The organism is Rhizobium sp. F40D2, from assembly GCF_051810745.2.
GTDB lineage: Bacteria > Pseudomonadota > Alphaproteobacteria > Rhizobiales > Rhizobiaceae > Rhizobium.
Genome location: NZ_JBPWQX020000004.1, coordinates 379329 through 404668 on the forward strand (window position 1 = coordinate 379329; position 25340 = coordinate 404668).

A 25340-nucleotide genomic window follows, 5' to 3' on the forward strand; every position below is an offset into this window, starting at 1 on the left:
TTCCCTAAGGATCTCCTATGGATCAGACACCCGCGACCATCACGGCGCCCATTCCCGTCAGGGTCTCAGATAGCGACGATCCCGCCGAACTGCTTCGCTTCGCGATTGACGCCCATGGCCGTGGAGCGGCGGCGCTCGCCACTCTTGTCGACATACGAGGCGGGGCTGCCCGCACGCTTGGCTCGCACGTGGTTGTCGCAGCTGATGGCCGTTTTTGCGGCTATGTCTCGGGCGGATGCGTAGAAGCCGCGGTCGCTTCAGAAGCGCTTCTGGCAATGACGGAAGGACGCGACCGCACGGTCAAGTTCGGCGACGGATCGCCCTTCTTTGACATCGTCCTTCCCTGCGGCGGCGGTATCTCCGTCGCAATCCATGTTCTGAGAGATGTCGGCGCTGTGCAGCATGTTCTGGATCGGATCGGACGGAGGCGGGCAGCCGGCCTTGCATATTCACCAGAGCGGCAGACGCTCGAAGTGATAGATCCACCGCCACGGGCCTGCTGGCTGGAGGGAGATTTCGTCGGCGTCTACCGTCCCGGCACCCGCGTCGTCCTTTCCGGCCAAACGATCGAAGCGCAGACCGTCGCACGACTGGCAGCGGTTGCTGGCTACGACGTGCTGATCCGCGGACAGGGTGAGGAACACAGGGCGGCGGCCGACAGCATCGATCCCTTCACGGCCGTGGTGCTCCTGCATCACGACCTCGACGCTGAAATCGCCATTCTCAAGACCGCGCTTCGGTCGCCCGCTTTCTACATCGGCGCGCTTGGGAGCACCCGGACGCATCGTCGACGTGTCGAGCGGCTGGCGACGCTCGCTTTCGGACAGGATGAGATCGATCGGATTAAGGCGCCCATCGGGATGTTCGGCCCGACGCGGGATGCAACGTCGCTCGCTTTGTCGGTCCTGGCGGATATCGCCGCAGCAAGACTGGTCGCCCATGCCTAAAACGGTCCTTTCCGGTGTCCGTCGTGTCGGAGGCTTCGATGCCGATTGAGGATGACCCGCAGCAACGCGACCTGAGCGAATTGCCGAGCACAAAGGCGTCGGTCGCGATCGTCATTCTTGCTGCCGGCAAGTCAAGCCGGATGGGTAGGGGTGGGAAGCACAAGCTGCTGGCCGAGTTCGACGGCGTTCCGCTCGTCCGACGGTCTGCATTGACCGCGCTCGGGTCGGACGCAGCCTCTGTAATTGTTGTCACGGGCCATCGCCGACTAGAGATCGAGGCCGCGCTCAGCGAGCTTCCGGTCACGCTCGTCGACAATCCTGACTATGCAGATGGCATGGCGAGTTCGCTCATAGCGGGCGTTTTGTCAAAGCGTGCAGACGGCGCCGACGGCATTCTCGTCATGCTGGCCGATATGCCCGGTATTTCCACCGTCCATATCAATGCCTTGATTTCCACTTTTCGCAACGCGGGCGGCGAGGCCGTCGTGCGCGCCGTCTCGGGCGGCAAGCCCGGTAATCCGGTTGTTCTGCCACACTCTCTCGATCACGCGGTCCTGCGACTTGAAGGCGATGTCGGCGCCCGTGATATCATCACGACGTCGGGTCTGTCGGTACTCGATGTCGACATTGGCGATGCAGCCCATCTCGACGTTGATACGCCGGATGATCTATTGGCGGCCGGCGGCGCAATGAAGAGCTGATACGCGATAATGTCCCGCCGCTCAGCATGCTAAATTTGACCTAGCCTGGAATGGCGAGAAAGCGTGTTGAAATGGTTCGGTCAGCCGTGTTGGCCCGCTTGAAGTTGGAGGCAGGCCAAAGATAATCGCCCCCAGAGGGATCTACCAGCGCAGCAGGCGAGGGCCGGTGACGGCGCCGAGCGCGCCGGTAAGCAAAATGCCGAGGGAATACCAGATCAGAACGAAGGGCATGCCGTTCTCGGTGCAGAACCACGAATAGACCCAGGCGCCCGCGGCGCCTGCGGCAATGCCGGCGACGAAGCCTGTCAGCCGCAGATCCGTTGGTGCCGCCTGGCGCAGTGCCCAGACGGCGCCGGCATAGACGGGTAGGGCAAAGCCGAGGATCAGCAGCGGGCAATGGAGCGCCGAGGAGCCGAGGATCAGCACCGGGTAAGTCTCGGTCGGAGCCATCATCAGTTGGATGGCTGCGACCGCGGCCATGGCGGCGAAGATTAAGGCAAGCACATCGAAAAACCGGCCGTCGGTACCGTCGGGGCGGGAGAGCCGATAGACGGCGAGGAGCGCCACTGCTGCAATCAGCGCGTTATAGGCCGATTTGATCCAGAAGACCGGCAGCATCAGCACATCCGGCATGTCGACTCGCGGACCGAGGATGGCAAGCATCAGCAGCAGGGAGAGCCCAAGCGCCGGCACTATGCCGAGCGCGAAGCGGCGCCGCAGCGCATCGCGCGGCACCGGCTTCAAGTCACCTGCCAGGCGTTCGATGATGTCGTCCGTTTTTGTCATGATGCGCCTCGCAATCTTTCTGCGAGCGCCTTCAGCGCCCGGTGGATACCGACCTTCACCGCCGATTCAGACTGGCCGGTGCGGCTCGCAGTGTCGGCGACCGATTGGCCCTCCAATTTCACCTGCCGGACCAGCTCACGCTGTCTCGGTGACAGGTCGTGGAGCAATCGCTCGACATCCATGCGGGCCGTCAGCGCATCCTCGCTGAAATTGCTTTCGATCTCCTCGCCAAGCTCGGTCTCGGCAAGCCTACGTCCGCCGCGGCCGCGATGATGATCGATCAGCTTGTAGCGGGCGATCGAGAAGAACCAGGCCGTGAATGGTCTTTTCCGGTCATAGGTGGATCGGCGCGAATGCAGTGCCAGCAATGTCTCCTGAACCAGGTCTTCCATATCCGCTTTCGTCGCCGCTGCCATCCTGCGGCTGTAATAACCGACAAGCAGCAGCCGCAAAGCCGCCAGCAAACGCCGATAGGCCGCCTCGTCCCCGTCAAGGGAGAGAAGCATCAATGCTTTCAGGGCTTCTTCCGAATGGGCGGTTGTCATGCTGTCAGAGAGTTCATTCGCTGGAAGGTGCCGATCGGTTACAGGGAAGATCAAAAACAATGTCGGTATCGCAGCTCTATCACAAGCGCGTGAAGCTGTAACGCATCCAGACGCTCTGCCGAATAGCTTTGTGTGAGCCATCGGCAGGCCGCCGGCGGACACGAAATCCATTTTCAGGAGAGTTCCCATGACCAAGCTTTTTCCCAGCCTTGCCGCCTGCACCTTCATCGTCGGCCTTTCGCTCGCTGGTGCCGCCTCGGCTGAGGACGCCATGAAGTCCGATACGATGAAGAAGGACAACATGAAGACGAGCACGATGTCGAAAGATGCCATGAAGATGTCGGGCACCAAGACGGACTGCATGCACAAGGCCGGCATGGAAAAGGATGCGATGAAAAAGACCGACATGATGAAGGCCTGCGACGCGATGAAGTAGGCATTCGCGTCCGCGCGGCCGCTGAAACTTTCTACAGCGCCGCGCGTCTTTTCAGACGCGCAAAGGACGCTGTAGCATCTTGAATAGGCGGTCGCGTCTTTTACTCTCAAAAGGTCCTATTCATCCGGAGACCATCATGGCGACGATCGATGCCGGCAAGAAAACCGGACGCATGCTCATCTACCGCCACAGCCTTGCCGTTCGCCTGTCGCATTGGGTGAACGTATTGTGCCTGACCGTGCTGCTGTTCAGCGGCCTGCAGATATTCAACGCCCATCCGGCGCTCTATTGGGGACAATACGGCGCCGACAACGATCCTTCGTTCATCTCTCTGGAAGCTGCCGACGACGGCGACCAGGCGAAAGGATTGACGCATGTCGGTTCATTCACCTTCGATACGACGGGCTTCCTCGGTCTTTCGAATGTCGACGGCGAGGCGACAGCGAGGGGTTTTCCAAGCTGGCTCACGCTTCCGAGCTATCAGGATCTTTCGACCGGCCGGCGGTGGCATTTCTTCTTCGCCTGGCTCTTCGTTCTCAACGGCCTCGTCTATCTCCTCTATGGGCTGATCAGCCGGCATTTCCGCCGAGATCTCGCCCCTGAGGGCAAGGAGCTGACCCTCGCCCATCTCGGCCATGAGGTCGCCAACCATGCCCGTCTGCGTTTTCCGAAGGGCGCCGAGGCACGCCACTACAACACGCTGCAGAAGTTGACCTATCTCGCGGTGATCTTCCTGCTGCTGCCGTTGATGGTCGCGACGGGACTGACGATGTCGCCGGGTTTCGACGCAGTTGCGCCCTGGCTGCTCGATGTCTTCGGCGGGCGGCAATCGGCCCGCACCCTGCATTTTCTCACGGCCTCTTCGCTCGTCGCCTTCGTCGTGGTGCATATCATCATGGTGATCCTGTCAGGTGTCATCAACAATCTGCGTTCGATGATCACCGGCTACTACGCCATCGAACAGGGAGACGAACAATGAGCCGCTTGATCACCCGCCGCCGCTTCCTGATCGGCTCAACCTTGACCGCCTCCGCGTTGGGATTGAGCGGCTGCGACGCATTGGTCGAAAGCGACCGAACGAAGTCGGTCCTGAAGATTGCCGAGGGATTCAGCATGAGGACCCAGCGCTTCCTGCTCGGCGACAAGGCGCTGGCCCGTGAATTCAGCGAGGCCGACCTGTCGCCGATCTTCCGCTCGAACGGCACCAGTATGCCCGATAACCCGCGTTATTTGGAGTGGATGAGCCAGCAGTTCTCGACCTGGAAACTTGATGTCGACGGACTGGTGGAAAAACCGGCGCAATTCTCGCTGGCGCAGCTGAAGGCGATGCCGTCGCGAACCCAGATCACCCGGCACGACTGCGTCGAAGGCTGGAGCGCGATTGGCAAATGGACCGGCCTGCCGCTCGGCGCCCTGCTGCAATCGGTCGGGCTGAAGCCCGAGGCGCGTTACATCGTGTTCCACTGCGCCGACGAATACGAAAAGACACTGGATGGCACCGGCTGGTACTATGAGAGTCTCGATCTGGTCGATGCCGTTCATCCGCAGACGATCCTTGCCTATTCGATGAACGGACGCGACCTGGAAGTGGCGCATGGGGCGCCGCTGAGGCTCAGGGTCGAGCGGCAGCTCGGTTATAAGCAGGCGAAATATCTGACCCGCATCGAAGCGGTCGCCGATCTCGGCCAGCTTTATGGCGGCAGCGGCGGCTTCTGGGAAGATCGCGGCTATGAATGGTACGCCGGCATATAAGCAGCGGGCAGGCGCCTGGTGCGCACGCCGCCGAGATCTATGTTTTTCCCCATCGATCGTCACGTCCGGACCGATGGCTTAGCCTCTCCTGTTTAAGTTTTATGCGGCGGATTGACGCACAACCCTGGCGATGATAGCTATGGGTTAATTGGTCAGGCCAGTTGACCAGATGCGTGCTTGAGGAGAAGCCGCCGGGGAGGCCACGATGTTTTCGCCTGTTGAATCCCGCCGCCTCTACAGGCAGGTGGCGGACCAGATCCGATTGATGATCGCGCGCGGCGAGCTTACCGTCGGCCAGCGGCTGCCGGCCGAACGCGACCTGGCGGAGCAACTGTCGGTGTCACGCCCGACTGTCCGCGAAGCGCTGATTGTCCTGGAGGTCGAGGGCCTCGTCAACATCCGTATGGGATCCGGCATCTATGTTGTGCGCCAGCATGCGTCAACGGTGGCGGGGAGCGATCGCGAGCCGGTGGAGGGACCATTCGAGCTCTTGCAGGCGCGCGCCATCATCGAGTGCGCCATTGCTGAGGAAGCGGCGGGCTGCGCCGGGCCGGAAGGCATCGCGTTGCTCGATGAAGCCCTGACGCGCATGAGCGGCGGCGTCAACGATGCGAGCACGGTGCTTGCCGCCGATCGCGCCTTCCACACCGGCATTGCCGCCATCGTCGGCAATGCGACCCTGATCCGGGTGACGGGCGAAATGTTCGACATGCGCATGACGCCTTATTTCGCCAAGCTCGCGAGCCACTTCGAGGGGCCGGGAACATGGCGCAGCGCCGTCGACGAACATCGGGTCATTCGCGATGCGATCGCCGCCGGCGATGGGGCAGGCGCCAAGGCGGCCATGCGCGCCCATCTCACCCTATCGCAGAAGAGGTTTTCCGAGAGCTTCGGGGAGGAGCTTTCGGGAGAGGAGGAGCGCGGCCGCAAAAGGCGGCTCGCGAAAGGAACTGACAAGATTCAACCCAAGCTCGGGAGGAGAGAGCGATGAAGAGCAGACTGGCAACGATACTTTGCACCGCAGCCGCGATCATGGCGACGACGGCGGTCGCGCATGCCCAAACGGTACTGAAATGGGCGCATGTCTATGAAACTTCCGAGCCCTTCCACACGGATTCCGTCTGGGCTGCGGAAGAGATCGCCAAGCGCACAGACGGACGCTATAAGATCGAGGTCTATCCGGCCTCGCAGCTCGGCAAGGAAGCCGACATCAATCAGGGGCTCAAGCTCGGCACGGTCGATATCATCATCTCGGGATCGAGCTTTGCCGCACGCGACTACAAGCCGATCGGCGTCACTTACTTCCCCTATATCTTTCGCAGCCCCGATCATCTGATCGCCTACACCAAGAGCGACGTCTTCAAGCGGCTTGCCAAGGGCTATGAAGACAAGACCGGCAATCACATCGCCGCCGTCAGCTATTACGGCACGCGTCATACGACATCGAACAAGCCGATCGCCAAATGCGCCGACATGCAGGGCCTGAAGATCCGCGTGCCCGACGTTCCGGCCTATCTCGCCATGCCGCGCGCCTGCGGCGCCAATACCACGCCGATCGCCTTTGCCGAGGTCTATCTCGCTCTGCAGAACGGCACGGTCGAGGCGCAGGAAAATCCGCTGACGACGATCGAGGCGAAGAAATTCTACGAAGTCCAGAAGAACATCATTCTCACCGGCCACATCGTCGATCACCTCAACACCGTGATCTCGAAGCAGCTGTGGGCGAAGCTTTCCGACGAGGACAAGAAGATCTTCGGCGAGGTCATGCAGCAGGCGGCCGAGCGTACGACCAAGACGATCGCCGGCAAGGAAAACAGCCTCGTCGCGACCTTCAAGGAAAAGGGTCTCAATGTCACCGAGGTCGACAAATCAGACTTCGAAAAGAACGTGATGGAAAAGGTCAAATTCGAGGATTTCGGCTACGAGAAGGCCGATTGGGAAGCCATTCGCGCAATCCAATAAAGCCCGTCAGCGATGGATGCCCCTCACCCTAAGCCTCTCCCCGCACGCGGGGAGAGGGGACGTGCCAAACGCTGCGTTGAGGTTCTGAGAAGCCGTTGCGGCACATCCCCTTCGCCCCGTTGACAGGGGTCCGAAGGACGGGTCGAGACCCGGGGCTCGTCCCCGGTCGGTGGCGGCAGCCGGATGAGGGGCCGCGCCTCCCAGCAAGGAACAAGGCTTGCCAACAGACCAAAGGTCGCGCTGCCAGCGCCGCGCCCTCCCAACCGGAACAAGGCCGATCATGTCGCAAGAAATTCACACACCAATCACGGCCGAGGAAATCGGTCACGAGTTCGAAGGCCATGCGCCGACAGCGAACATGTCGGATTACGCCATCGAAGACTGGATCACGCTGATCGTCTTCTGGCTGATGGCCGGATGCGTCTTCCTGCAGTTCTTCACGCGCTATGTGCTGAACGACAGCTATGCATGGACCGAGGAGATCGCGATCAACTGCCTGATCGGCGTTGTTTTCCTGGGCGCCGTGATGTGCGTGCGCACCTCGCGGCATATCCAGGTGGATGTGTTCTATCACTATATGCCGGCAGGACTGGCGCGTGTGCTCGCCACTTTCGTCGACATCGTCCGCATCGCCTTTTTCGCCTATGGCTGTCACCTGATGTGGCGTTATGTCGATATCGTCGCCGACGAGCAGATGGTCACCGTCGAGCTACCGCGCAACATCGTCTTCTACTCCGTGCTTGTCGCCTTCGTGCTGATGCTGATCCGTGCGGTCATCGTCTTCATCGCCAATATGCGCCGCGGCTACTCCGTTCTGGAGCGCCCCGAAGAATTTCAGACTGTCGAGGGGTGATCCGATGCTGCTACTTCTTGGTTCGTTTCTGGTGCTGATGCTGATCGGCGTGCCCGTTGCCATCTCGATGGCCGTCGCATCCGTGCTTTATATCGTCCTTTACGGTATCGCGCCCGACATTATCGTCGCCCAGCGCATGATCGCCGGCGTCGAAAGCTTCCCTTTGCTCGCGGTGCCGTTTTTCATCCTGGCCGGCAACCTGATGAACTCGGCCGGTGTGACGGGCCGCATCTATTCCTTTGCGGTCGCCCTCGTCGGCTGGATGAAGGGCGGGCTGGCGCAGGTCAACATCATCGGCTCCGTCATCTTCTCCGGCATGTCCGGCACAGCACTTGCCGATGCGGCCGGCATCGGCACGATCGAAATCAAGGCGATGAAGGATCACGGCTATCCCGTCGAGGCTGCCGTCGGCGTGACGGCGGCCTCGGCTACGCTCGGGCCGATCTTCCCGCCGTCGCTGCCCTTCGTGATCTACGGCATGATGGCGAACGTCTCGATCGGCGCGCTTTTCATGGCGGGCATCTTGCCCGGCCTCGTCATGACGCTGTTGATGATGATCACCGTCGCCGCCTTCGCCTACAAGAAGCGCTGGGGCTCCGATGCGCCCTTCGATATGAGGCAGCTGCTGTCGGCCGGCATGGAAATCGTCGTTGTCCTGATGGTGCCTGTGGCGATCTATCTGATGATGCGGGCCGGTCTATCGATGAACGTCGCTGCCGGCATCGCGCTTCTTACGCTTCTGGCGCTCGACTGGTATTTCGGCTTTTCCGCCGTGATGGCACTGATGACGCCGGTGATCCTGATCGGCGGAATGACGATGGGCTGGTTCACGCCGACCGAGGCCGCGGTCGCCGCCGTGCTCTGGTCGCTGTTCCTTGGTCTGGTGCGCTACCGCACCATGACGTTCTCGACGCTCGCCAAGGCAAGCTTCGACACGATCGAGACGACGGCATCGGTTCTCTTCATCGTCACCGCAGCCTCGGTCTTCGCATGGCTGCTGACGGTCAGCCAGGCCGCACAGCTGTTGTCGGATGCGATCCTGTCTATCACCGACAATAAATGGGTATTCCTGATCCTGGTGAACCTGCTGATGCTTTTCGTCGGCTGCTTCCTGGATACGATCGCGGCGATCACCATCCTCGTGCCGATCCTGCTACCGATCGTCGCCAAATTCGGTATCGATCCGGTTCAGTTCGGCCTGATCATGACGCTGAACCTGATGATCGGGCTGTTGCATCCGCCGCTCGGCATGGTGCTTTTCGTGCTGTCGAGGGTCGCAAAACTGTCCGTCGAACGCACCACCATGGCGATCCTGCCCTGGCTGGTGCCGCTCTTCCTGGCGCTGATCCTGATCACCTTCATCCCCGCCGTATCGCTCTGGCTGCCGCAACAGCTCGGGCTGCTGCGATAGGAGCATATGATGCAGACACGTCTGGCCCGGCTTTACCAGAAGGGCGATCTCAGGATCGAGACCGACACCGTTCCGGCTCCCGGTCCAGGCGAGGTGTTACTCAAAATGGCAGCCGCAGGCATCTGCGGCTCCGACCTGCACTATTACCAGGACGGCGGTTTTGGGCCGGTCAGGGTGCGCGAGCCGATCATCCCAGGCCACGAGGCCTCGGGAACGGTAAGCCAGGCGGGCGAGGGAGTCGACCTCGAAGCCGGCGTGTTGGTGGCGGTCAATCCGAGCCAGCCCTGCGGCCAATGCGAATATTGCGCGAAGGGGCTGCCGATCCATTGCCTCGATATGCGCTTCATGGGCAGCGCGATGCGTCTGCCGCATGAGCACGGCATGTTCCGGGAATGGCTGGTCGTGCCGGCCAAACAATGCTTCGAAGTGGGTGCCGCGACGACGGCTGCGGAAGCCGCCTGCAGCGAACCCTTGTCCGTTTGCCTGCACGCCGCTTCGCGTGCCGGAGAGATATCAGGCAAACGCGTCCTGATCACCGGCGCCGGCCCGATCGGCTGCCTGATGGTTGCCGCCGCCCGCCATCATGGTGCAACCGAGATCGTCGTAACAGATCTCGCTGATGCGGCGCTGGAGAGGGCAAAAGCGATGGGCGCGAGTCGCACCACTAATGTTTCCCGTGATGCTGCAGCGCTTGCGGAATTCGAGGCGGGCAAGGGCTATTTCGATCTCGTTTTCGAATGCTCGGCCGCCGCTCCGGCCATCCGCAGCGCGATCGCCGCCATCCGGCCACGCGGCACGATGGTTCAGGTCGGGGTCACGGGTGAGATCCCGATCCCGCTCAACGCCATCGTCGGCAAGGAGTTGCATATCCACGGCACGCAGCGCTTCCATGAGGAATTCGCCACCGCCGTCGCGCTGATCTCCAGTCGCAGGATCGATGTGCGGCCGATCATCAGCCACAGCCTGCCGCTGGAAGATGCCAACGCGGCCTTCACACTCGCCGGCGACCGCACGGCGGCCTGTAAGGTGCAGCTTACGTTTTAGCGCATGTCGCGCAGCTTGAGTTGCGCCAGCCCGGCCGTCGTCTTGACCCTGCCGAAGACTTTCCTCGATCCGCTTGCGGCAGTGCAGGCTGACCGCATTACCGGCACATTGCGCCACCTCTGGCGGCACCGCTGTACGGACGCGCATCCGGGTCCGTCGTCGAGGCATGCGTCTTGTTCGAGCGCTTCTCCATGCGAAAGTTGCGTTCGCCCTTGCGGCCATCATCCGGCAGCGCATCCGAACCGCCCTTGGCCCGGAAGCTCTTCATCGAGGCAAAAGCCTTCAGCATCGTCCCGTCGGCAGAAAAATGCTCCGCACTCAACAGCCGCTTGACCGCAGGCTGCGAAAGCAACGCCGACAGGAAACCCTGGGCAACCTCCGTCATCAGCAGCGGGTCCCGGTTCTTCGAAAACGACGAGGCATCCCAGACCGCATCGTCGATGCCAAGCTCGACGAACCAGCGGAACAGCAGGTCGAACTCCAGCCGTTCTATCAGTTGGTGCTCCGAGCGGATCGAATAAAGCGTCGACAACAGCACCGCCCGCAGGATCCTTTCCGGCACAATCGACGGCCGACCGGTCTTGGCATACTGCAAACGATCCATCCAACGCCGCAAGCGAAGTGTTCACCAGATCGCGCATTGCCCGAAGCGCCCGGCCAGAACCCATGCCTCAAGTCGACGTACGAAAACAGCGGCCCCGTCCGATCATCCCCGCCGCGCATCAAAACTTCTCGATATCCCTAGAAGGAGTCATGGGCTCAGCCCAAAAGCCAGGAGGCTTTTTGCAGCCTGCTAGCGCCGGGCGGCAATCTGCTCGGTGGCGGACGGCGCAGCCTGGTGCGGTCGGCGAAAGACGCAGACCTGGTTGCGGCCGGCTTCCTTAGCGCGATAAAGAGCCATGTCGGCCTCGTGCTGGAGATTGGCCAGTGAAATGTCGGCGTCGAGCGCCGATTTCAGGGCGACCCCGACGCTCAACGTCACCGAAGGGCCAACACCGGAAGAAGGATTCGGAAGGGCGGCGGCCTCAACGCTCTCGCGTATTCGCTTTGCCACCGCGATGGCTTCGTCTTCGTCGACATCCGGAAGCACGATCAAGAATTCCTCGCCGCCATGGCGCGAGACGAGGTCGCGATCGGCGCGCACGCAGCTCTGGATGATGCCGGCAACCTTGACAAGGCAGCGGTCGCCCTCGCCATGACCGAGCTTATCGTTCAGCGCCTTGAAGTGATCGATGTCGCACATGAGCATGGCTGCGACGACGCCGGTTTCACGGTCGTTGCGCCACAGGCCCTCGAGCGTTTCCATCATCCAGCGGCGGTTGGCGATCCCGGTCAGCGGATCAGTTCTGGCCAACCGCTCCAGCCGGGCGTTTGCATCGGCCAGTTCCGCAACCCGGCGCTGGTCCCTGCAGTCCAGGAGAAATGTCTTCTGCGCCAGGATGTTCATCGTGCGCCGGGCAACCACGGTGGCGATGATCCCGCAGGAAAAGAACAAGGTCGCGGCGACGACGCTACCGGCGTCCAGGATTGGGTTGTGCCATTGAAGGATGAAATAGAGACAAAGGGCATAACAGGCGATCGCAACCGTCCACGCCAGCGGTACGCTGAAGATGGTGATGGCGCTCGTTGCGACGAACAGCATGATGCTCAAATGCCGCTCGTAAAATTCGCCGCCGGCAAAGACGCCGACAAGTGCCACCGATAGAAGAATAAGGCACATTCCTGCAAGCAGCGATGCACGCTGAACCGCCGCCGCGCGCGGCTTGCTCCAGACGACCGCTGTCAAAATCGCCGCCGGCGGCAAAAGGCAGGCGGGAGCGACCATCGTCAGCACGACGTGTGGGGGAAGCAGGATAGCGTTCAACGCCAGCGTCAGGATGTCGACGAATGCCACCCAAATCATCCAGGAACGGATGACCTTCGCGGTCTGCCGCCATGACCTTTCGTCATATCGGCGGCGCAGATCCCCCGTCAGGCGGATATCACGGGTCCGGCCCGATAAAAGACGTTCGACCTCATCGGACATCGCGCCATTCAGCGGCCGCGGCGAGAAGGGCCCGGCGGCAGAACCTTCGGAGGACGTGCTTTGGGCATCATTCATCCTTGAATTATGTAGCCGCGATCGACGGCTCGGCAAGGCGCACGCCCGGATGTCCTGATTCGTATGTTGATATTTTGTAAACAAGATTCCCTGCGTGATCTGGGCCAGATCGTCCCGATCATGCTACGAACCCTTGTCCGAGAGGGAACAGGATGAGACTCAAGCTGGTTGCAGTTGCGGTCGCGGCGCTGGCGCCCGTGGTCGCAATGCTCGCATACAACGAAGTCGCGCTCCGCCATCAGCGCAACGAAGAGGTGCGCGCATCGGCAGCACAGGCCGCAAGGCAGGCATCGTCGGAAGTCGAACGGATCGTGGAGGGCCTCCACGCCCTTCTGGTGTCGGTGTCCGCTATGCCTTCCGTCCGCCATCTCGACGTCCAGGCGTGCAACGAGGCTCTCAAATCGGTTGCCGAAAGCATTCCGAACATCCGCACCATCTTCGTCGTCGGGCTCGACGGGCGACCGGTCTGCGGGAGCATGGCTTTTCCGGACGGCGTGGTGTTCTCCGATCGCGATTACTTCAAGCAGACGCTTGAGACCAAAGACTTTTCCGTCGGCACCTATACGCAGAGCCGCCTTTCCGACCGCCCCGTCCTGCCGCTCGCCATGCCTTTGTTGGAAGGCGAGAGCATCAAGGCCCTCATCGTCAGCGGCATCAGGCTGGACTGGCTGCAGAACCGCATCACCGAGCGCGGCGTCGCCCCTGGTAACGCGGTGACGATCGCCGACGGCAAGGGAACCATCGTCGCGCGCGTTCCTCTTCCGGAACAGTTCGTCGGCACGGTCATACCCGACGAATACCAGCACCTGATCCACGCCGAACAGCCCGATGTGATCGAGGTGACGAGCCAGGACGGTACCGTGCGGATCCTCGGCTATCGCCCGATAGCGCTGCCTTCCAGCCCTCTCTATGTCAGCGCCGGCTTTTCGAAACCGGAGGCTTTCGCGCCGATCAAGCGGGCGACGCTGATGAATACGCTCGCCATCATCGGCGGGGCGCTTTTCGCCTTTCTCGCCGCGATCTTCATCGGCAACCGCTTCATCCTCGCGCCGATCTCCAGGATCGCAGAGGTGATGGAGAAGTGGCGCAACGGCCAGACGACGGCGCGCACCGGCATGACGGGGCCGGACGAACTGGATGTCGTCGGCGCCACCTTCGACCGGCTGCTCGACGAACTCGACGAGCGGAGACGCCAGAACGAACGGGCGGAGGAGGAGCGAACCCTGCTCGTCCGCGAAATGGCGCACCGGGTCAAGAATGGCTTCGCCCTCGTTCAGGCGATCGCCCGGCAGACCTTCTCGCGCGCCAATCCGGAAAGCTACCACGCCTTTGCCGAAAGGCTCGCCGCACTTGCCGGCACATATGATCTCATCCTGTCAGGGGAGGGGTCGGCCGCGCCCATCCGGGAGACCATCTCCGCCGCCTTGCGGGCGCACATCGCCTCGCAGGAACGCATTCATCTCGATGGCCCCGACGTGGTTCTTCCGGCCGACATCGCCCTGCCGCTTTCGCTTGTGCTCCACGAGCTAGCGACCAATGCGACGAAATACGGAAGCCTCGGAAGCGAGCAGGGAACCGTCGCCATCGCGTGGAAGCACGATGACGGCCGCGTCCGCCTCGTATGGACGGAAGCCGGCGGGCCGCCGGTGTCGACGCCGACAAAAAAAGGCTTCGGCTCCATCCTCATAGAGCGGGCATTTTCCTCCAAGGCGCAGGCGCAATCCAGATCGGACTACAGGCCTGAAGGGCTCGTCTTCGAAGTTGTGTTCTTAACCGGGGAACCTGCAGCAAAGACGGAAGTCGAAGTCCCGATAGGGACATAGTGCCTTCGAGCGGATCTGCCCGGAAGCATGGGAGGCTTGAAGCCGCTCACGACGTCCATGCGCCCGCCGGCACTTCGGCTAGACATTCCTACCTTCCCGCTGCAGGGGGACGTTGCAAATCGATGCGGCTCGTCACCACGGATTTGCCTGAAGTCGGATCCTGATCGACCGTTTGAAGCCGAAGCCTGTCCTGTCCGACTTTCTCGATCATCAACGTCGCGTTTCGGTCGCCATTGACCACGCGAGCCCAGGTCACGCGAAGATTGAGCGCGTCGCCCTGCCTGCTGCCGACCAGTTTGGAGGGCTGCCCCGATGGCCCGATGTAGTTGCCGGTGTATCGTTGTCCCAAGGCTTTGACATTGGCCGAGAACGCTCTTGTGAAAACCGCAAGGCCGCGGCATTTGCCGTTCATCGAGACTGCGAATTCACTGGCGTCTGATTTGAGCGTGCAGGAAACATTGAAGTTCGTGCCGCCGATCTTGGTGAGAACCATGCCGGTCCCGCGCCAATCGCCCGCCAGGGATCGCAAGAACCCTGACTCCGACGCCTTTGCTGTGTGAGGCAGGCAGGACAGCGAGAACATAGCAGCGATCAGAACAGCACGCATGATAGCCTCCCCGTTTAAGCGGCTCTACCAAACCGCTGAACGCTGCTGATTGTTCCGCAGAGGTTCAGGCTCCAGTACCGCAGCCAACAATCCGCCGCTGATGAGCGATCCGCAAGGCTACGGCGCTGAGAATTGATGGAGGCCCTGCCGACGGTTCACGAAAATGTTTGCAGATGACCGCCAATGGCCTCCTGGCAAAGCAGATTTGCGCCCGGTTGTGCATTTCGACCAGCGCGGTGCAGCTCTATCTCGCCTCGGCGCGCCGCAAGCTGACCGTCGCCACGACGAGTGAAGCAGTCGCCAAGGCGACGGCGCTGGAGTTGATATAAGTTTGGTGATCGCGTTTTAACGCCTGCCTCTGGTGCGTGTCGCCAGAACATTGCGGATCGAGAAGCTGGAGTGAATCCTGAGGACCCCGGGCAAGGCCGATAGTATTTCCTTGTGGATCCGCTCGAACTCGCCCGGACTGGCGACCTCCACGCGCAGCAGATAATCGGAGCCGCCCGTCATCAGAAAACATTCCCGGATCTCGGGATGCCGGCGGACCGCCGCCTCGAAGCGATCGAGATGATCCTCCGTCTGTCGCTCGAGCGTGATGTTGATGATCACGGCGATCATCTCGTCCGCATTGCCGGTGTCCACCAGCGCCGTATAGCCGCGGATCACCCCTGACTTTTCCATGATCTTGATGCGCCTGAGGCAGGCGGATGGCGACAGGCCGATCTCTGCGGCGAGCTTGGCATTGCTCATGCGCGCGTCGATGCGCAGCAGCCTCAGTATATTGCGATCGATCGAGTCGAGGGCGGGCATGGTGGATTATTCCAAATTTCCGATGATCATGCGGATAAGAGGCAAATCATGCAATAACCTGTTGCTAAATGACAGGCAATTTCGCGCATTATTTCATAAACTTCTTGAGATCGAGAAGGGATGGACATGGATAGCGATATTTTGGTTTCCCGAACACGCACCACCACGACCGCGCAGGGAGCCACGGGCTATCTGACGATCGATCTTGCCGCGCTCGGCCGCAACTATCGCAAGCTCGTATCGATACTGGCGCCGGTCCGCGCGGGGGCGGTCGTCAAGGCCGACGCCTATGGCCTCGGCGCCGAGCGCGTCGCGGCAACGCTCTACGGCGAAGGCTGCCGGCATTTCTTCGTCGCCCAGTTCGTCGAGGCGCTCAGGCTGCGGCCGACCCTTGCGCATGACGCCCAGATTTTCGTGCTGAACGGCTTGCAGCCGGGCAACGAGATCGCCTGCGCCGAGAGGGGCATCGTCCCGGTTCTCAACTCGCTGGCCCAGTGGCGGCAATGGTCGGCGACGGCGCGCATGCTGAAGCGCTGCCTGCCCGCCGTGCTGCAATTCGACACCGGCATGTCACGGCTCGGCTTTCCCGGGGAAGAACGCGCCGAACTGGCGGCAGCGCTTGGCGACGGCAGCAATGTCGAAATCCTGTTCATCATGAGCCATCTCGCTTCGGCCGACGACGTTGAGAGCGACCAGAACGGCGAGCAGTTGGCCGAGATGGCCCGCATCGCCGACGAATTTCCCGGCTTCGACATGTCCTTCGCCAATTCTGGCGGGGTTTTGCTCGGCGATGCGTATCATGGCGTGCTCGCCCGCCCCGGCATCGCGCTTTACGGCGGCGCGCCCAACGCCGGCGGCAACAACCCGATGGAGCCGGTCGTCAGCCTCGACGTCGCCGTCGTGCAGACCCGCACCGTGCCGGCAGGCGCCAAGGTCGGCTATGGCGGCGCGCATGTCACGCAGCGACAAATGCGTCTCGCCACCATCGCCGCCGGTTATGCCGACGGCCTGCCGAGGTCGCTCGGCGGCCGCGGCGCCGTCTATTGCAACGGCATCCGCCTGCCGATCGTCGGCCGCGTCTCGATGGATAGCGCGACCGTCGACGTGTCGGCGCTGCCCGAAGGCGCCCTGACGCTAGGCAGTCTGGTCGAAGTGCTCGGCCCGAACCAGACGCTCGAGGATATTGCCCGCGATGCCGGCACGATATCTTACGAAATCCTAACCGGTCTGGGCGATCGTTACGACAGGCAATATCGCTGAAATCCCGGCGGCTCCATCATTGGGAAGATCATGAAAGTCATTGTTCTGGGTGCCGGTATCGTCGGCGTCACATCCGCTTATCAGCTGGCCAAATCAGGCCATGAGGTCACGGTCGTCGACCGGCAAAAGGGCCCGGCGCTGGAAACGAGCTTTGCCAATGCCGGCGAAGTCTCCTTCGGCTATTGCTCGCCATGGGCAGCGCCCGGCATTCCGGCGAAAGCGATGAAGTGGCTGTTCATGAAACATGCCCCGCTCATTCTGCGCCCGAAGCTCGACATGGCCATGCTCTCCTGGATGGCGAGGATGCTGTCGAACTGTACCTCCGAGCGTTATGCGACCAACAAGAGCCGCATGCTGCGCCTTGCCGATTATAGCCGCATCGCCCTGGCCGAGCTTCGCGCCGAGACCGGCATCGCCTATGACGAACGCATGCAGGGAACGCTGCAGCTGTTCCGCACCCAGCAGCAGCTCGATGCCTCGGCCAAGGACGTCAAGGCGCTGGCGGCCGACGGTATTCCCTATGAGGTGCTGGACCGGGACGGCTGCATCCGCTTCGAGCCGGCATTGAAGCACGTGCGCGACAAGATCGTCGGCGGCCTGCTGACCCCGAAGGATGAAACCGGCGACTGCTTCAAATTCACCAATGCGCTGGCCGCCAAAGCCGAGGCCCTCGGCGTCCGCTTTGCCTATGACACGACGATCAAGGCGCTGGATGTCGAGGCCGGCCGCGTGCGCGGCGTCATTACCACTCGCCATCGCGATGGCGACGGCGATCCCGATCGCGAGCGCGAACGGATGGATGCGGATGCGGTGGTGGTTGCGCTCGGCAGCTATTCGCCGCTGCTGCTCAAGCCCTTCGGCATCAAATTGCCGGTCTATCCGGTGAAGGGCTATTCGCTGACCATCCCGATCACCGATGCGTCGCGCGCCCCGGAATCGACCGTCATGGACGAGACCTTCAAGATCGCAATCACCCGGCTCGGCGACCGCATCCGCGTCGGCGGCATGGCTGAAATCTCCGGCTATACCAACGATCTCGGGTTCGCCCGCCGCAGCACGCTGGAACATTCGGTCACCGATCTCTTCCCCGGCGGCGACGTTTCCAAGGCGTCCTTCTGGTCCGGCCTGCGCCCGATGACGCCGGATGGCACGCCGGTCATCGGCCCGACGAAGATCAACGGCCTTTTTCTCAACACCGGCCACGGCACGCTCGGCTGGACGATGAGCACCGGTTCGGCGCGGCTGATTAGCGATCTGGTCGGCGGTTGCACGCCTGAGATCGACGCGCGGGATCTCGCCATCAATCGATATGGCTGAAACCCGTCAAACGGCGCAAAATGCAAAGAAATGATTGCGCCAATCGTTTATACCCGATGGGCTTTGTCTTCGAGGTCATGAATGTCCGGTCGTTTTCTTATGCCCGTCAATGGCAGCTCCCTCCACGATCCGGCGAGGCAGAGCCCGCCGTTTTGGGAGACGGCGTTCAGCGGCACGGATCCGGACGCACTCTCGGAAATATTGTCGACGCCGAACTCTCCGATCAAGGCTGAGGCGAAAGCCGACGCACCTATCGCCTACCGCTGCAATTTCGTCGCGACGGAAGAGCTGGCCATTGCCGACTGCGCCTACGAAGGCACGATCTCGATCCGGCGGGAGGCGCCCAGCGGCAAGGTGATCATATTCCTGCCGATGGAGGGGGACGCCCTCTTCGATGCGGGCAAGGAGCATATCCATTCGGTTCCCGGCCGCGGCGCCATTCTCGGGGCGGGCCGCGTCTCGGGCGCCCGCCTGGTCGGCCCGCGCCGTCATCTCGGCCTGTTCATCGATCAAGCGAGGATCAACAGGCACCTCACCCACATGTTCGAGCGAACAATTATCGGCGACACGGATTTTCGTCCCTCTATCGATCTGACGACCGGTCCGGGGCTCGTGTTGCAGCAACTCGCCGCGAACCTCCATTACGGGCTCAGCGGCGACGGGCCGCTCTCGCAGTCGCCGCTGGCTCTGAGCGCGCTCTGCGACGCGACGATCTATCTGCTTCTGGAGACCTGTCCCCATCGCTATTCGGAGGCGCTTGCGCTTCCCGCTCCTGCCCCGGCTCCTCGCCATGTGAAATGGGCGATCGAATTCATGCAGGAATATATCGCCGAGCCGATCTCGCTCAACGACATCGCGACCGCAGCCAAGGTCAGCGTCCGCACTTTGCAACAGGGTTTCCGGCAGTTCAGAGATACGACGCCGATGGCCTACCTGCATGAACTCCGGATGCTTGCCGCCCATCGCGATCTGCTCGAATCCGGCACGCGACAGGCCGTCGCCGACATCGCGCTCAGATGGGGATTTACCCATCTCGGGCGATTTTCAGCAGATTACCGGAAGCGTTTCGGTCAACTGCCGTCACAGGCCCTGAAGCGCTGATCGCCATGCTTACAGCCGGGCGGTTCCGTCGGCGATTCAAATCACCGACGGGGTACGCCGGATGCAGGTCTATGCCGCGCGCTTCAGCGCATCGCCGATCGTCGAGACGATCGTGTCGATCTGGCTCTTCTCGACGATGAGCGGCGGCGAGAGCGCGATGATGTCGCCGGTCACGCGGATCAGCAGGCCCTTGTTGAAGCAGTCGACGAAGACGTCGTAGCCGCGGGTTCCCGGCGCGCCGTTGCGGGGCGCCAATTCGATCGCGCCGACCAGGCCGAGATTGCGGATGTCGACGACATTGGGCAGGCCTTTCAGCGAATGCAGGGCCTCTTGCCAGTGCTCGGCCAGATCGGCCGCGCGTGTCAGCAGTGCTTCTTCCTCGTAGATTTCGAGGGTTGCAAGCCCGGCGGCGCAGGCGACCGGATGACCGGAATAGGTATAGCCATGGAAGAGTTCGATCGCATTTTGCGGGCCGACCATCAGGCCGTCATAGATCTTGCGGCTGGCAAAGACTGCGCCCATCGGGATCGCCCCGTTGGTCAGCCCCTTTGCCGTGGTGACGAGATCGGGCATGACGCCGAAATAATCGACCGCGAAAGGCGTGCCCAGGCGGCCGAAGCCGGTGATGACCTCGTCGAAGATCAGCAGGATGCCGTGTTTGTCGGCGGTTGCACGCAGCTTTTGCAAATAACCCTTCGGCGGCAGGACGACGCCCGCCGATCCCGACATCGGTTCGACGATGACGGCGGCAATGGTTTCGGCGCCGTGCAACTGCACCAGGCGCTCTAGATCGTCGGCCAGTTCCACGCCATGGGCGGGAAGGCCCTTCGAAAAGGCATTGCGCTCGACGTCGAGCGTATGGCGCATATGGTCGGCCGGTATCTGCGGGAAGACCCGCCGGTTGTTGACGAGGCCGCCGACGGATATGCCGCCGAAGCCGACGCCGTGATAACCCTTCTCGCGCCCGATGATGCGCGTGCGGGTGCCCTGACCAATCGCGCGTTGATAGGCGATGGCGATCTTCAGCGCCGTATCGACCGATTCCGAACCTGAACCCGTGAAAAACACCCGGTCGAGCTTGCCGTCCGGGCCGCCCGGCGCGTTCGCGGCCAGCTTGGCGGCGAAGTCGAAGGCGATCGGATGGCCCATCTGAAAGGTCGGAGCATAGTCCATGGTCGAGAGCTGCCGCTCGACTGCCTGGGCGATCTTCTTGCGGCCATGGCCGGCATTGCAGCACCAGAGGCCGGCAGTGCCGTCCAGCACCTGGTTCCCGTCGACGTCGGTGTAATACATGCCCTCCGCTGCGGCCAGGAGGCGCGGCGTAGCCTTGAACTGCCGGTTCGCGGTGAACGGCATCCAGAAATTGTCGAGTACGGGCGCGTTCGTTTTGCTGATCTGGTCCATGCTGGCCTCCATTGGGATGGCGTGGAGAATGGCAATTTCTCCCTTTCAAACAAGTCCTTTTCATCGGTGGTGCAAGTCATTGAAATTGAATGAATGACTGGATATGTATTTCGATATTCTGGACAACACAAACGGACCGCATCATGTCAGTCGACATCGGCAGCCGCCTTCGCCATCTGCGCATCGCCCATAAGCTTTCCCAGCGTGAACTGGCCAAGCGCACCGGCGTGCCCAATTCGACGATTTCGCTGATCGAATCGAATGCTTCCAACCCTTCGGTCGGGGCTTTGAAGCGGATTTTGGACGGTATCCCGATCGGTCTGGCGGAGTTCTTCGCCTTTGAGCCCGAGCGTCCGAGGAAGGCTTTCTATGCGGCCGAAGAACTGGTGGAGATTGGCAAGGGTGCCATCTCCTACAGGCAGGTCGGCGAAAACCTGTTCGGGCGCAGCCTGCAAATGCTCAAGGAATGTTACCAGCCGGGCGCCGACACCGGAAAGATTCCACTTGTTCACGAGGGGGAGGAGGGCGGGATCGTGCTCTCGGGAAGGCTTGAGGTGACCGTCGACGACGAGCGGCGTATCCTCGGGCCGGGGGATGCCTATTATTTCGAAAGCCGGCGGCCGCATCGGTTCCGTTGCGTCGGGCCGGTGCCCTGCGAAGTCATCAGCGCCTGCACGCCGCCGACGTTCTAAAGTATGATGCTGAAAAGTGAGCGGGTTTCACGCGACATCCTGTTCTGAAGCGCGTCACATCTATTCTGAATCGGATTTGATGCATTCGAGAATTGCCGTACGGCAAACCACGGCCTCCCTTTGCGCCGGAGATTGTTCACGCCAGGCCTTGTCGGCGATCCGGAACTCGATGTCCTTGTAAAAATAGGTCTTTGCTTTCTGTCTGAGGCGGCTCCTGTCCAAAGCCTCCGCTGTCACAACGAGATATGCGGCAAGCCGTTTGAATTGCCAGGGCGGCGTACGCCGCTCCTTCTCGATCACCTCAAGATGGAAATAGGGATCGTGATCGGCGGGGTCGGGAACCTTGTAGATGGTGGCCCAACGAACGGTCCGTGGTGAGAGGGAGAGAATGACGGTGGAAACGGCCGGCGGTTTTGCCGCCTCGGCATGCGCCAGAATGGTTCCGCCGAGAAGGGCCGTGACGGCTGTAACGCCCGCGAGGCCTGTTCGCATCCATGCCGATGCCATGCCCCTCAGCTCCTGCGGCCTTCGATGCGGGCAAGCACGCCATCGAGGGCGCCGTTGAGTGCGGCAAGACCGCCCTGCTTGTCGAAGTCCGAAAGAACCTGCTCGTTCAGGCCGCCCTTGGTGGCGAATTCGCGGCTCAGCGCGCTGAACGGCTCGTTACCGGGATTGTTGGCTTTCTGCGCCAGGCTTGCAAAGAGCGGGGCAATATAGGCTTGGCCCTTTGCCCTTTCGAGGCCGCTTTTTTCCAGCCAGCCGGTGATCGACTCCATGACGCCGAAATAGGTCGACATGACGGCGCTTGCGGCCGCGAGGAGATCGTACTCCTTCCGCGACTGACATTGCACGGCCGTTCCCAGCGTGTCGAACAGCGCCGCGATGGCGGCATTGGCGGGATAGATGGCGGTGACGCCTTGCCGCTGTGCGACGAAGGGCAGGGGGATGGCCTGGACGAGATCGATATCGGCGCCGATCCATTCGAGCAAGGCCTGGCGCTCCGTCGCCGCAACGAGGCTGACGACCGTCTGGCCGGTCCTGAACGACAGCGCCCGCACGACCTCCTCGGCGATCTGCGGCCTTATCGCCAGGAACACCATGTCGCTGCGATCGACGACGGTCTGGTTGTCCCCGGCAATCCTGACCGAGGCGAACTCCTCCGCCAATGTCGCGGCAATGTGGGCGCTTCGCGGAGACACGTGAATCTCCGCGACATAGGCCGGTTCGGCCAGAAGCCCGCGAACCATCGCTTCGGTGATGGCGCCGGTGCCGACGAATCCGATGTTGTTGGTTTTCATATGATTACTCCGCAGCCCGCAACGGCCCTAGCGCGACATCCGTCGTGTCGTTCTCACGCATGAAGTAAATAGAGCAATTCCAGCAAAAGTGTGCAGCGATTTTGCGTTCGGAGTTGTGTGACAGGGAAGCCGGACGATCGCCGATCTCGACAAGCTCGTTCCCTCCGGCCGCATCGGCAGACCTGAGGAGGTCGCGGTCCTCGTCGCGTTCCTCGCCTCTGACGAGGCCGCATTCATGTGCGGCTCTTTGGTGGAGATCACTGGCGCGCAGGCCGTATCATAGCGCTCAGACAATTATGTCGAACTTCGGACGACGAGCCGACCCGGCAGCGTCACGGTTTCCGGTTCGACGGCGCCCTTGATCATGCCGACGACAGCCCGCACCATCTCTTCCCTGGGTTGTTCGTAGGTTGTCAGACCGTACCCGTAGGATCCGCCGAGTTCGTAATTGTCGAAGCCGACGATAGCGATGTCCTCGGGAATCTTCAGTCCGAAGTTTCCGCGAATCTCGTCCATCGCTCCCAGTGCCAGAATGTCGTTTTCGCACATCAGGACATCCACCCGCTCGTCCGCCGGCGTGCTCGCGAGATATGCCCGGACAGACGCCGCGCCCGCGTCCGCACTGTACCTGTCTGCGGAAAGAAGTGAGATGTTTTGGATGCCGTGCTCGGCCCAGAACTCGACGTAATGCTGACGTCGCCTCAGCGCCGTTGAGAGAGCAGCAGCCCCACTCATGAAACCGGGGCGCCGATAGCCTCGTTCATGAAGGTGACGGACGATGTCCCGAAGCGCCAGTTCGGCGTCGCATACGACAGCCGGGACGCCGTCGATCTGGCTGTCTCGGGCCAGAACGAACATGGGAGGCATTCCATGGCCGAGCTGCAGGTCGGTCAGCGTTTCGTCGCGGAACGCGGTGCCGAAGAGAATGATGGCGTCGACCTGACGCTGGTCGGCATGGAGCAGCGCGTTCACATGGTCGAAGTGATTGTTGATGTTGATGAGCATCGCAACCAGTCCGGCCGCCTGTAGCTGCTCTGTCAAGGTTTCGAGGAAAGGGAGCTTTTGCGGGTTGGCAAAATCGTCGACGAACACCGCCACCTGCCGCGTCGAGTTCGTCGCGAGACTGCGCGCCAGGAGGTTCGGCGTGTAGTTCAGCGCCGCAGCCATCTCCAGCACCTTCCGCTTGCTCTCCTCGGTGATGGACGCGCCGGGTGTGAAGGCCCTGATGACCGTCCACTTCGATACTCCTGCGGCCTCCGCCACTTGTTTTGCCGTTGCCCGCTTGCGCATTACGCCTCCCGAAGAAAATAGAATAAACATTCCATTTTCCGATTCCGGTGAAATGAATGCTTGCTTTTAGCTTATTCCTGCATATGATGCACCCGTTTGCACCCGGTAGCAAACGTTTTGCACCCGGTAGCATTCGTTTATCCGCCCTGTGGAGGGGACGGCTTGGAGGAGGAAAAGATGAAATCCATTCTGAAGAAGCTTGCATACGGTGTTGTCGCCGTTGGAATCGCAGCGTCGTGGTCGGTTGGCGTGAAGGCGCAGGAGCAGCCGAGCATCATCGCCGTCACGCACGGGCAGGCGTCGGATCCGTTCTGGTCGATCGTCAAGAACGGCATGATGCAGGCCGCCAAGGACAGCAACGTGAAGGTCGACTACCGCGCGCCGGAAACCTTCGACATGGTCGCAATGGCTCAGCTCATCGAAGCCGCCGTCAATCAGAACCCGGCCGGCATCGTCATCTCCAATCCTGATCCCGACGCGCTGGGCCCGGCTATCGAAAAGGCGGTCGCCGCCGGCATCCCGGTTATCTCGATGAACTCGGGCATTTCAGCCGCCGAGAAGCTCGGCATAAAGCTGCATGTCGGCCAGGACGAGATGCCGGCCGGAATCAAGGTCGGCGAGAAGCTCAAGTCGCTGGGCCTGAAGCATGTCCTCTGCGTCAACCAGGAGGTCGGCAACGCCGCGCTCGACCAGCGTTGTGCCGGCACCGAGAAGGGCTTCGAAGGGGGCAATGTCACTGTCCTGCCGACCACGGCGGACCCGGCGGAAATCGAAGCGAAGATTCAGGCGGCGCTGACCTCCGATCCGTCGATCGACGTCGTGCTCGGCCTCTCGGCTCCGCTCGTCGGCGAGCGCGCCGTCGCGGTCGTCGAAAAGATGGGCAACGGCGACAAGGTCAAGGTGGCATCCTATGATCTATCCGCCGGCTTCCTGCAGGCCGTTGCGGACGGCAAGGCCCTCTTCGCCGTCGATCAGCAGCCCTACCTGCAGGGCTATCTGCCCGTGACCTTCCTCGCTCTCAACGCCCGCTACGGCACGATCCCGGCAGGAAACGTCGCCTCCGGTCCGAGCTTCGTCGAGAAGGACGCGGCCGCTTCGGTTATCGAGAAATCCTCCCAGGGCATTCGCTAGGCGGACCCCGCGGCAGCTCCACCTGCGGGTGGGGCTGCCTTCATCGCCGCACGGCTCTCAATCCGCGAT

25 protein-coding genes and 3 pseudogenes are annotated in these 25340 nt (G+C 61.7%); 18 read left to right on the top strand and 10 right to left on the bottom strand.

The genetic code is table 11. From position 1 onward, the window contains the following. Positions 1-17 precede the first annotated feature (17 nt). Both ACS4RS_RS30420 and ACS4RS_RS30425 read left to right on the top strand, forming a co-directional pair. Positions 18-947 carry an XdhC family protein gene (locus ACS4RS_RS30420; RefSeq protein ID WP_439011960.1) on the top strand — a complete coding sequence of 310 codons (930 nt, stop codon included), beginning with the start codon at positions 18-20 and terminating at the stop codon, positions 945-947. 38 nt (positions 948-985) lie between these two features. Further along, positions 986-1648 carry an NTP transferase domain-containing protein gene (locus ACS4RS_RS30425; RefSeq protein WP_439011961.1) on the top strand — a complete coding sequence of 221 codons (663 nt, stop codon included), beginning with the start codon at positions 986-988 and terminating at the stop codon, positions 1646-1648. 141 nt (positions 1649-1789) lie between these two features. On the opposite strand, the gene ACS4RS_RS30430 is transcribed toward ACS4RS_RS30425, so the two are convergent. Both ACS4RS_RS30430 and ACS4RS_RS30435 read right to left on the bottom strand, forming a co-directional pair. Beyond that, positions 1790-2434 carry an NrsF family protein gene (locus ACS4RS_RS30430; RefSeq protein ID WP_439011962.1) on the bottom strand — a complete coding sequence of 215 codons (645 nt, stop codon included), beginning with the start codon at positions 2432-2434 and terminating at the stop codon, positions 1790-1792. After that, positions 2431-2979: a sigma-70 family RNA polymerase sigma factor gene (locus ACS4RS_RS30435; protein ID WP_449314134.1), complete on the bottom strand. Its 549-nt coding sequence runs from the start codon at positions 2977-2979 to the stop codon at positions 2431-2433. Before ACS4RS_RS30435 ends, ACS4RS_RS30430 begins: the two co-directional genes overlap by 4 nt. Positions 2980-3166: 187 nt before the next feature. Between ACS4RS_RS30435 and ACS4RS_RS30440 the strand changes: the two genes are divergently transcribed. From ACS4RS_RS30440 to ACS4RS_RS30475, 8 genes are all read left to right on the top strand, one after another. Beyond that, positions 3167-3415: a pentapeptide MXKDX repeat protein gene (locus tag ACS4RS_RS30440; RefSeq protein WP_449314135.1), complete on the top strand. Its 249-nt coding sequence runs from the start codon at positions 3167-3169 to the stop codon at positions 3413-3415. A gap of 136 nt (positions 3416-3551) precedes the next feature. Further along, on the top strand, positions 3552-4394 hold the full coding sequence (locus ACS4RS_RS30445; protein WP_439011963.1) for a cytochrome b/b6 domain-containing protein: 843 nt from the start codon (positions 3552-3554) through the stop codon (positions 4392-4394). Then, the gene (locus ACS4RS_RS30450) at positions 4391-5167 is read left to right on the top strand and encodes a molybdopterin-binding protein (protein WP_439011964.1); all 777 of its coding nucleotides are present in this window, start codon (positions 4391-4393) and stop codon (positions 5165-5167) included. The genes ACS4RS_RS30445 and ACS4RS_RS30450 overlap by 4 nt, the downstream gene beginning before the upstream one ends. A gap of 205 nt (positions 5168-5372) precedes the next feature. Beyond that, positions 5373-6158 (top strand): FCD domain-containing protein, encoded by a 786-nt coding sequence (locus tag ACS4RS_RS30455; protein WP_439011965.1) that lies wholly within the window; start codon positions 5373-5375, stop codon positions 6156-6158. Then, a complete protein-coding gene (locus tag ACS4RS_RS30460) occupies positions 6155-7129 on the top strand; it encodes a sialic acid TRAP transporter substrate-binding protein SiaP (protein ID WP_439011966.1) in 975 nt (324 codons plus the stop codon). The genes ACS4RS_RS30455 and ACS4RS_RS30460 overlap by 4 nt, the downstream gene beginning before the upstream one ends. Before the next feature lie 280 nt (positions 7130-7409). Beyond that, the gene (locus ACS4RS_RS30465) at positions 7410-7982 is read left to right on the top strand and encodes a TRAP transporter small permease subunit (RefSeq protein ID WP_439011967.1); all 573 of its coding nucleotides are present in this window, start codon (positions 7410-7412) and stop codon (positions 7980-7982) included. A 4-nt stretch (positions 7983-7986) separates the two neighbouring features. After that, entirely contained in the window at positions 7987-9393 is a 1407-nt protein-coding gene (locus ACS4RS_RS30470; protein WP_439011968.1) for a TRAP transporter large permease subunit, read from the top strand. A gap of 9 nt (positions 9394-9402) precedes the next feature. Continuing rightward, on the top strand, positions 9403-10437 hold the full coding sequence (locus ACS4RS_RS30475; protein WP_439011969.1) for an L-idonate 5-dehydrogenase: 1035 nt from the start codon (positions 9403-9405) through the stop codon (positions 10435-10437). Positions 10438-10570: 133 nt separating this feature from the next. On the opposite strand, the pseudogene ACS4RS_RS30480 reads toward ACS4RS_RS30475, so the two are convergent. Continuing rightward, positions 10571-11160, bottom strand: a pseudogene (locus tag ACS4RS_RS30480) (transposase); the annotation flags it as partial. Positions 11161-11230: 70 nt separating this feature from the next. Next, entirely contained in the window at positions 11231-12538 is a 1308-nt protein-coding gene (locus ACS4RS_RS30485; protein ID WP_439011970.1) for a diguanylate cyclase domain-containing protein, read from the bottom strand. A gap of 152 nt (positions 12539-12690) precedes the next feature. On the opposite strand from ACS4RS_RS30485, the gene ACS4RS_RS30490 reads away from it, so the two are divergent. Continuing rightward, positions 12691-14361, top strand: coding sequence for a sensor histidine kinase (locus tag ACS4RS_RS30490; RefSeq protein ID WP_439011971.1), 1671 nt, complete (start codon positions 12691-12693; stop codon positions 14359-14361). An 88-nt stretch (positions 14362-14449) separates the two neighbouring features. On the opposite strand, the gene ACS4RS_RS30495 is transcribed toward ACS4RS_RS30490, so the two are convergent. Further along, positions 14450-14968 carry a hypothetical protein gene (locus ACS4RS_RS30495; RefSeq protein ID WP_439011972.1) on the bottom strand — a complete coding sequence of 173 codons (519 nt, stop codon included), beginning with the start codon at positions 14966-14968 and terminating at the stop codon, positions 14450-14452. A 161-nt stretch (positions 14969-15129) separates the two neighbouring features. Here ACS4RS_RS30495 and ACS4RS_RS30500 point away from each other — a divergent pair. Continuing rightward, positions 15130-15297 (top strand): annotated as a pseudogene (locus tag ACS4RS_RS30500) (helix-turn-helix domain-containing protein); the annotation flags it as partial. Positions 15298-15313: 16 nt separating this feature from the next. Here ACS4RS_RS30500 and ACS4RS_RS30505 read toward each other — a convergent pair. Next, positions 15314-15778 carry an Lrp/AsnC ligand binding domain-containing protein gene (locus ACS4RS_RS30505; protein ID WP_439011973.1) on the bottom strand — a complete coding sequence of 155 codons (465 nt, stop codon included), beginning with the start codon at positions 15776-15778 and terminating at the stop codon, positions 15314-15316. Positions 15779-15904: 126 nt separating this feature from the next. Here ACS4RS_RS30505 and alr point away from each other — a divergent pair, with 126 nt between their 5' ends. The 3 genes from alr (at position 15905) to ACS4RS_RS30520 (ending at position 19456) form a co-directional block, all read left to right on the top strand. Next, positions 15905-17038, top strand: coding sequence for an alanine racemase (gene alr / locus ACS4RS_RS30510; protein ID WP_439011974.1), 1134 nt, complete (start codon positions 15905-15907; stop codon positions 17036-17038). A gap of 30 nt (positions 17039-17068) precedes the next feature. Next, a complete protein-coding gene (locus tag ACS4RS_RS30515; RefSeq protein WP_439011975.1) occupies positions 17069-18355 on the top strand; it encodes a D-amino acid dehydrogenase in 1287 nt (428 codons plus the stop codon). A gap of 81 nt (positions 18356-18436) precedes the next feature. Continuing rightward, a complete protein-coding gene (locus ACS4RS_RS30520; RefSeq protein WP_439011976.1) occupies positions 18437-19456 on the top strand; it encodes a helix-turn-helix domain-containing protein in 1020 nt (339 codons plus the stop codon). A gap of 69 nt (positions 19457-19525) precedes the next feature. On the opposite strand, the gene ACS4RS_RS30525 is transcribed toward ACS4RS_RS30520, so the two are convergent. After that, positions 19526-20860: an aspartate aminotransferase family protein gene (locus tag ACS4RS_RS30525; RefSeq protein ID WP_439011977.1), complete on the bottom strand. Its 1335-nt coding sequence runs from the start codon at positions 20858-20860 to the stop codon at positions 19526-19528. A gap of 143 nt (positions 20861-21003) precedes the next feature. Between ACS4RS_RS30525 and ACS4RS_RS30530 the strand changes: the two genes are divergently transcribed. Next, entirely contained in the window at positions 21004-21552 is a 549-nt protein-coding gene (locus ACS4RS_RS30530) for a cupin domain-containing protein (protein ID WP_003592244.1), read from the top strand. A 60-nt stretch (positions 21553-21612) separates the two neighbouring features. On the opposite strand, the gene ACS4RS_RS30535 is transcribed toward ACS4RS_RS30530, so the two are convergent. Together ACS4RS_RS30535 and ACS4RS_RS30540 are read right to left on the bottom strand one after the other, a co-directional pair. After that, entirely contained in the window at positions 21613-22059 is a 447-nt protein-coding gene (locus ACS4RS_RS30535) for a DUF5086 family protein (RefSeq protein ID WP_439011978.1), read from the bottom strand. Positions 22060-22064: 5 nt separating this feature from the next. Then, positions 22065-22850, bottom strand: a complete 786-nt coding sequence (locus tag ACS4RS_RS30540) for a pyrroline-5-carboxylate reductase (protein ID WP_439011979.1) — start codon at positions 22848-22850, stop codon at positions 22065-22067. Positions 22851-22971: 121 nt separating this feature from the next. Between ACS4RS_RS30540 and ACS4RS_RS30545 the strand changes: the two are divergent. Then, positions 22972-23133, top strand: a pseudogene (locus ACS4RS_RS30545) (SDR family oxidoreductase); the annotation flags it as partial. An 11-nt stretch (positions 23134-23144) separates the two neighbouring features. Here ACS4RS_RS30545 and ACS4RS_RS30550 read toward each other — a convergent pair. After that, positions 23145-24140 carry a substrate-binding domain-containing protein gene (locus ACS4RS_RS30550; RefSeq protein ID WP_439012581.1) on the bottom strand — a complete coding sequence of 332 codons (996 nt, stop codon included), beginning with the start codon at positions 24138-24140 and terminating at the stop codon, positions 23145-23147. A 177-nt stretch (positions 24141-24317) separates the two neighbouring features. Here ACS4RS_RS30550 and ACS4RS_RS30555 point away from each other — a divergent pair, with 177 nt between their 5' ends. Next, positions 24318-25271 (top strand): sugar ABC transporter substrate-binding protein, encoded by a 954-nt coding sequence (locus ACS4RS_RS30555; protein ID WP_439011980.1) that lies wholly within the window; start codon positions 24318-24320, stop codon positions 25269-25271. The last annotated feature ends 69 nt before the right edge of the window (positions 25272-25340 follow it).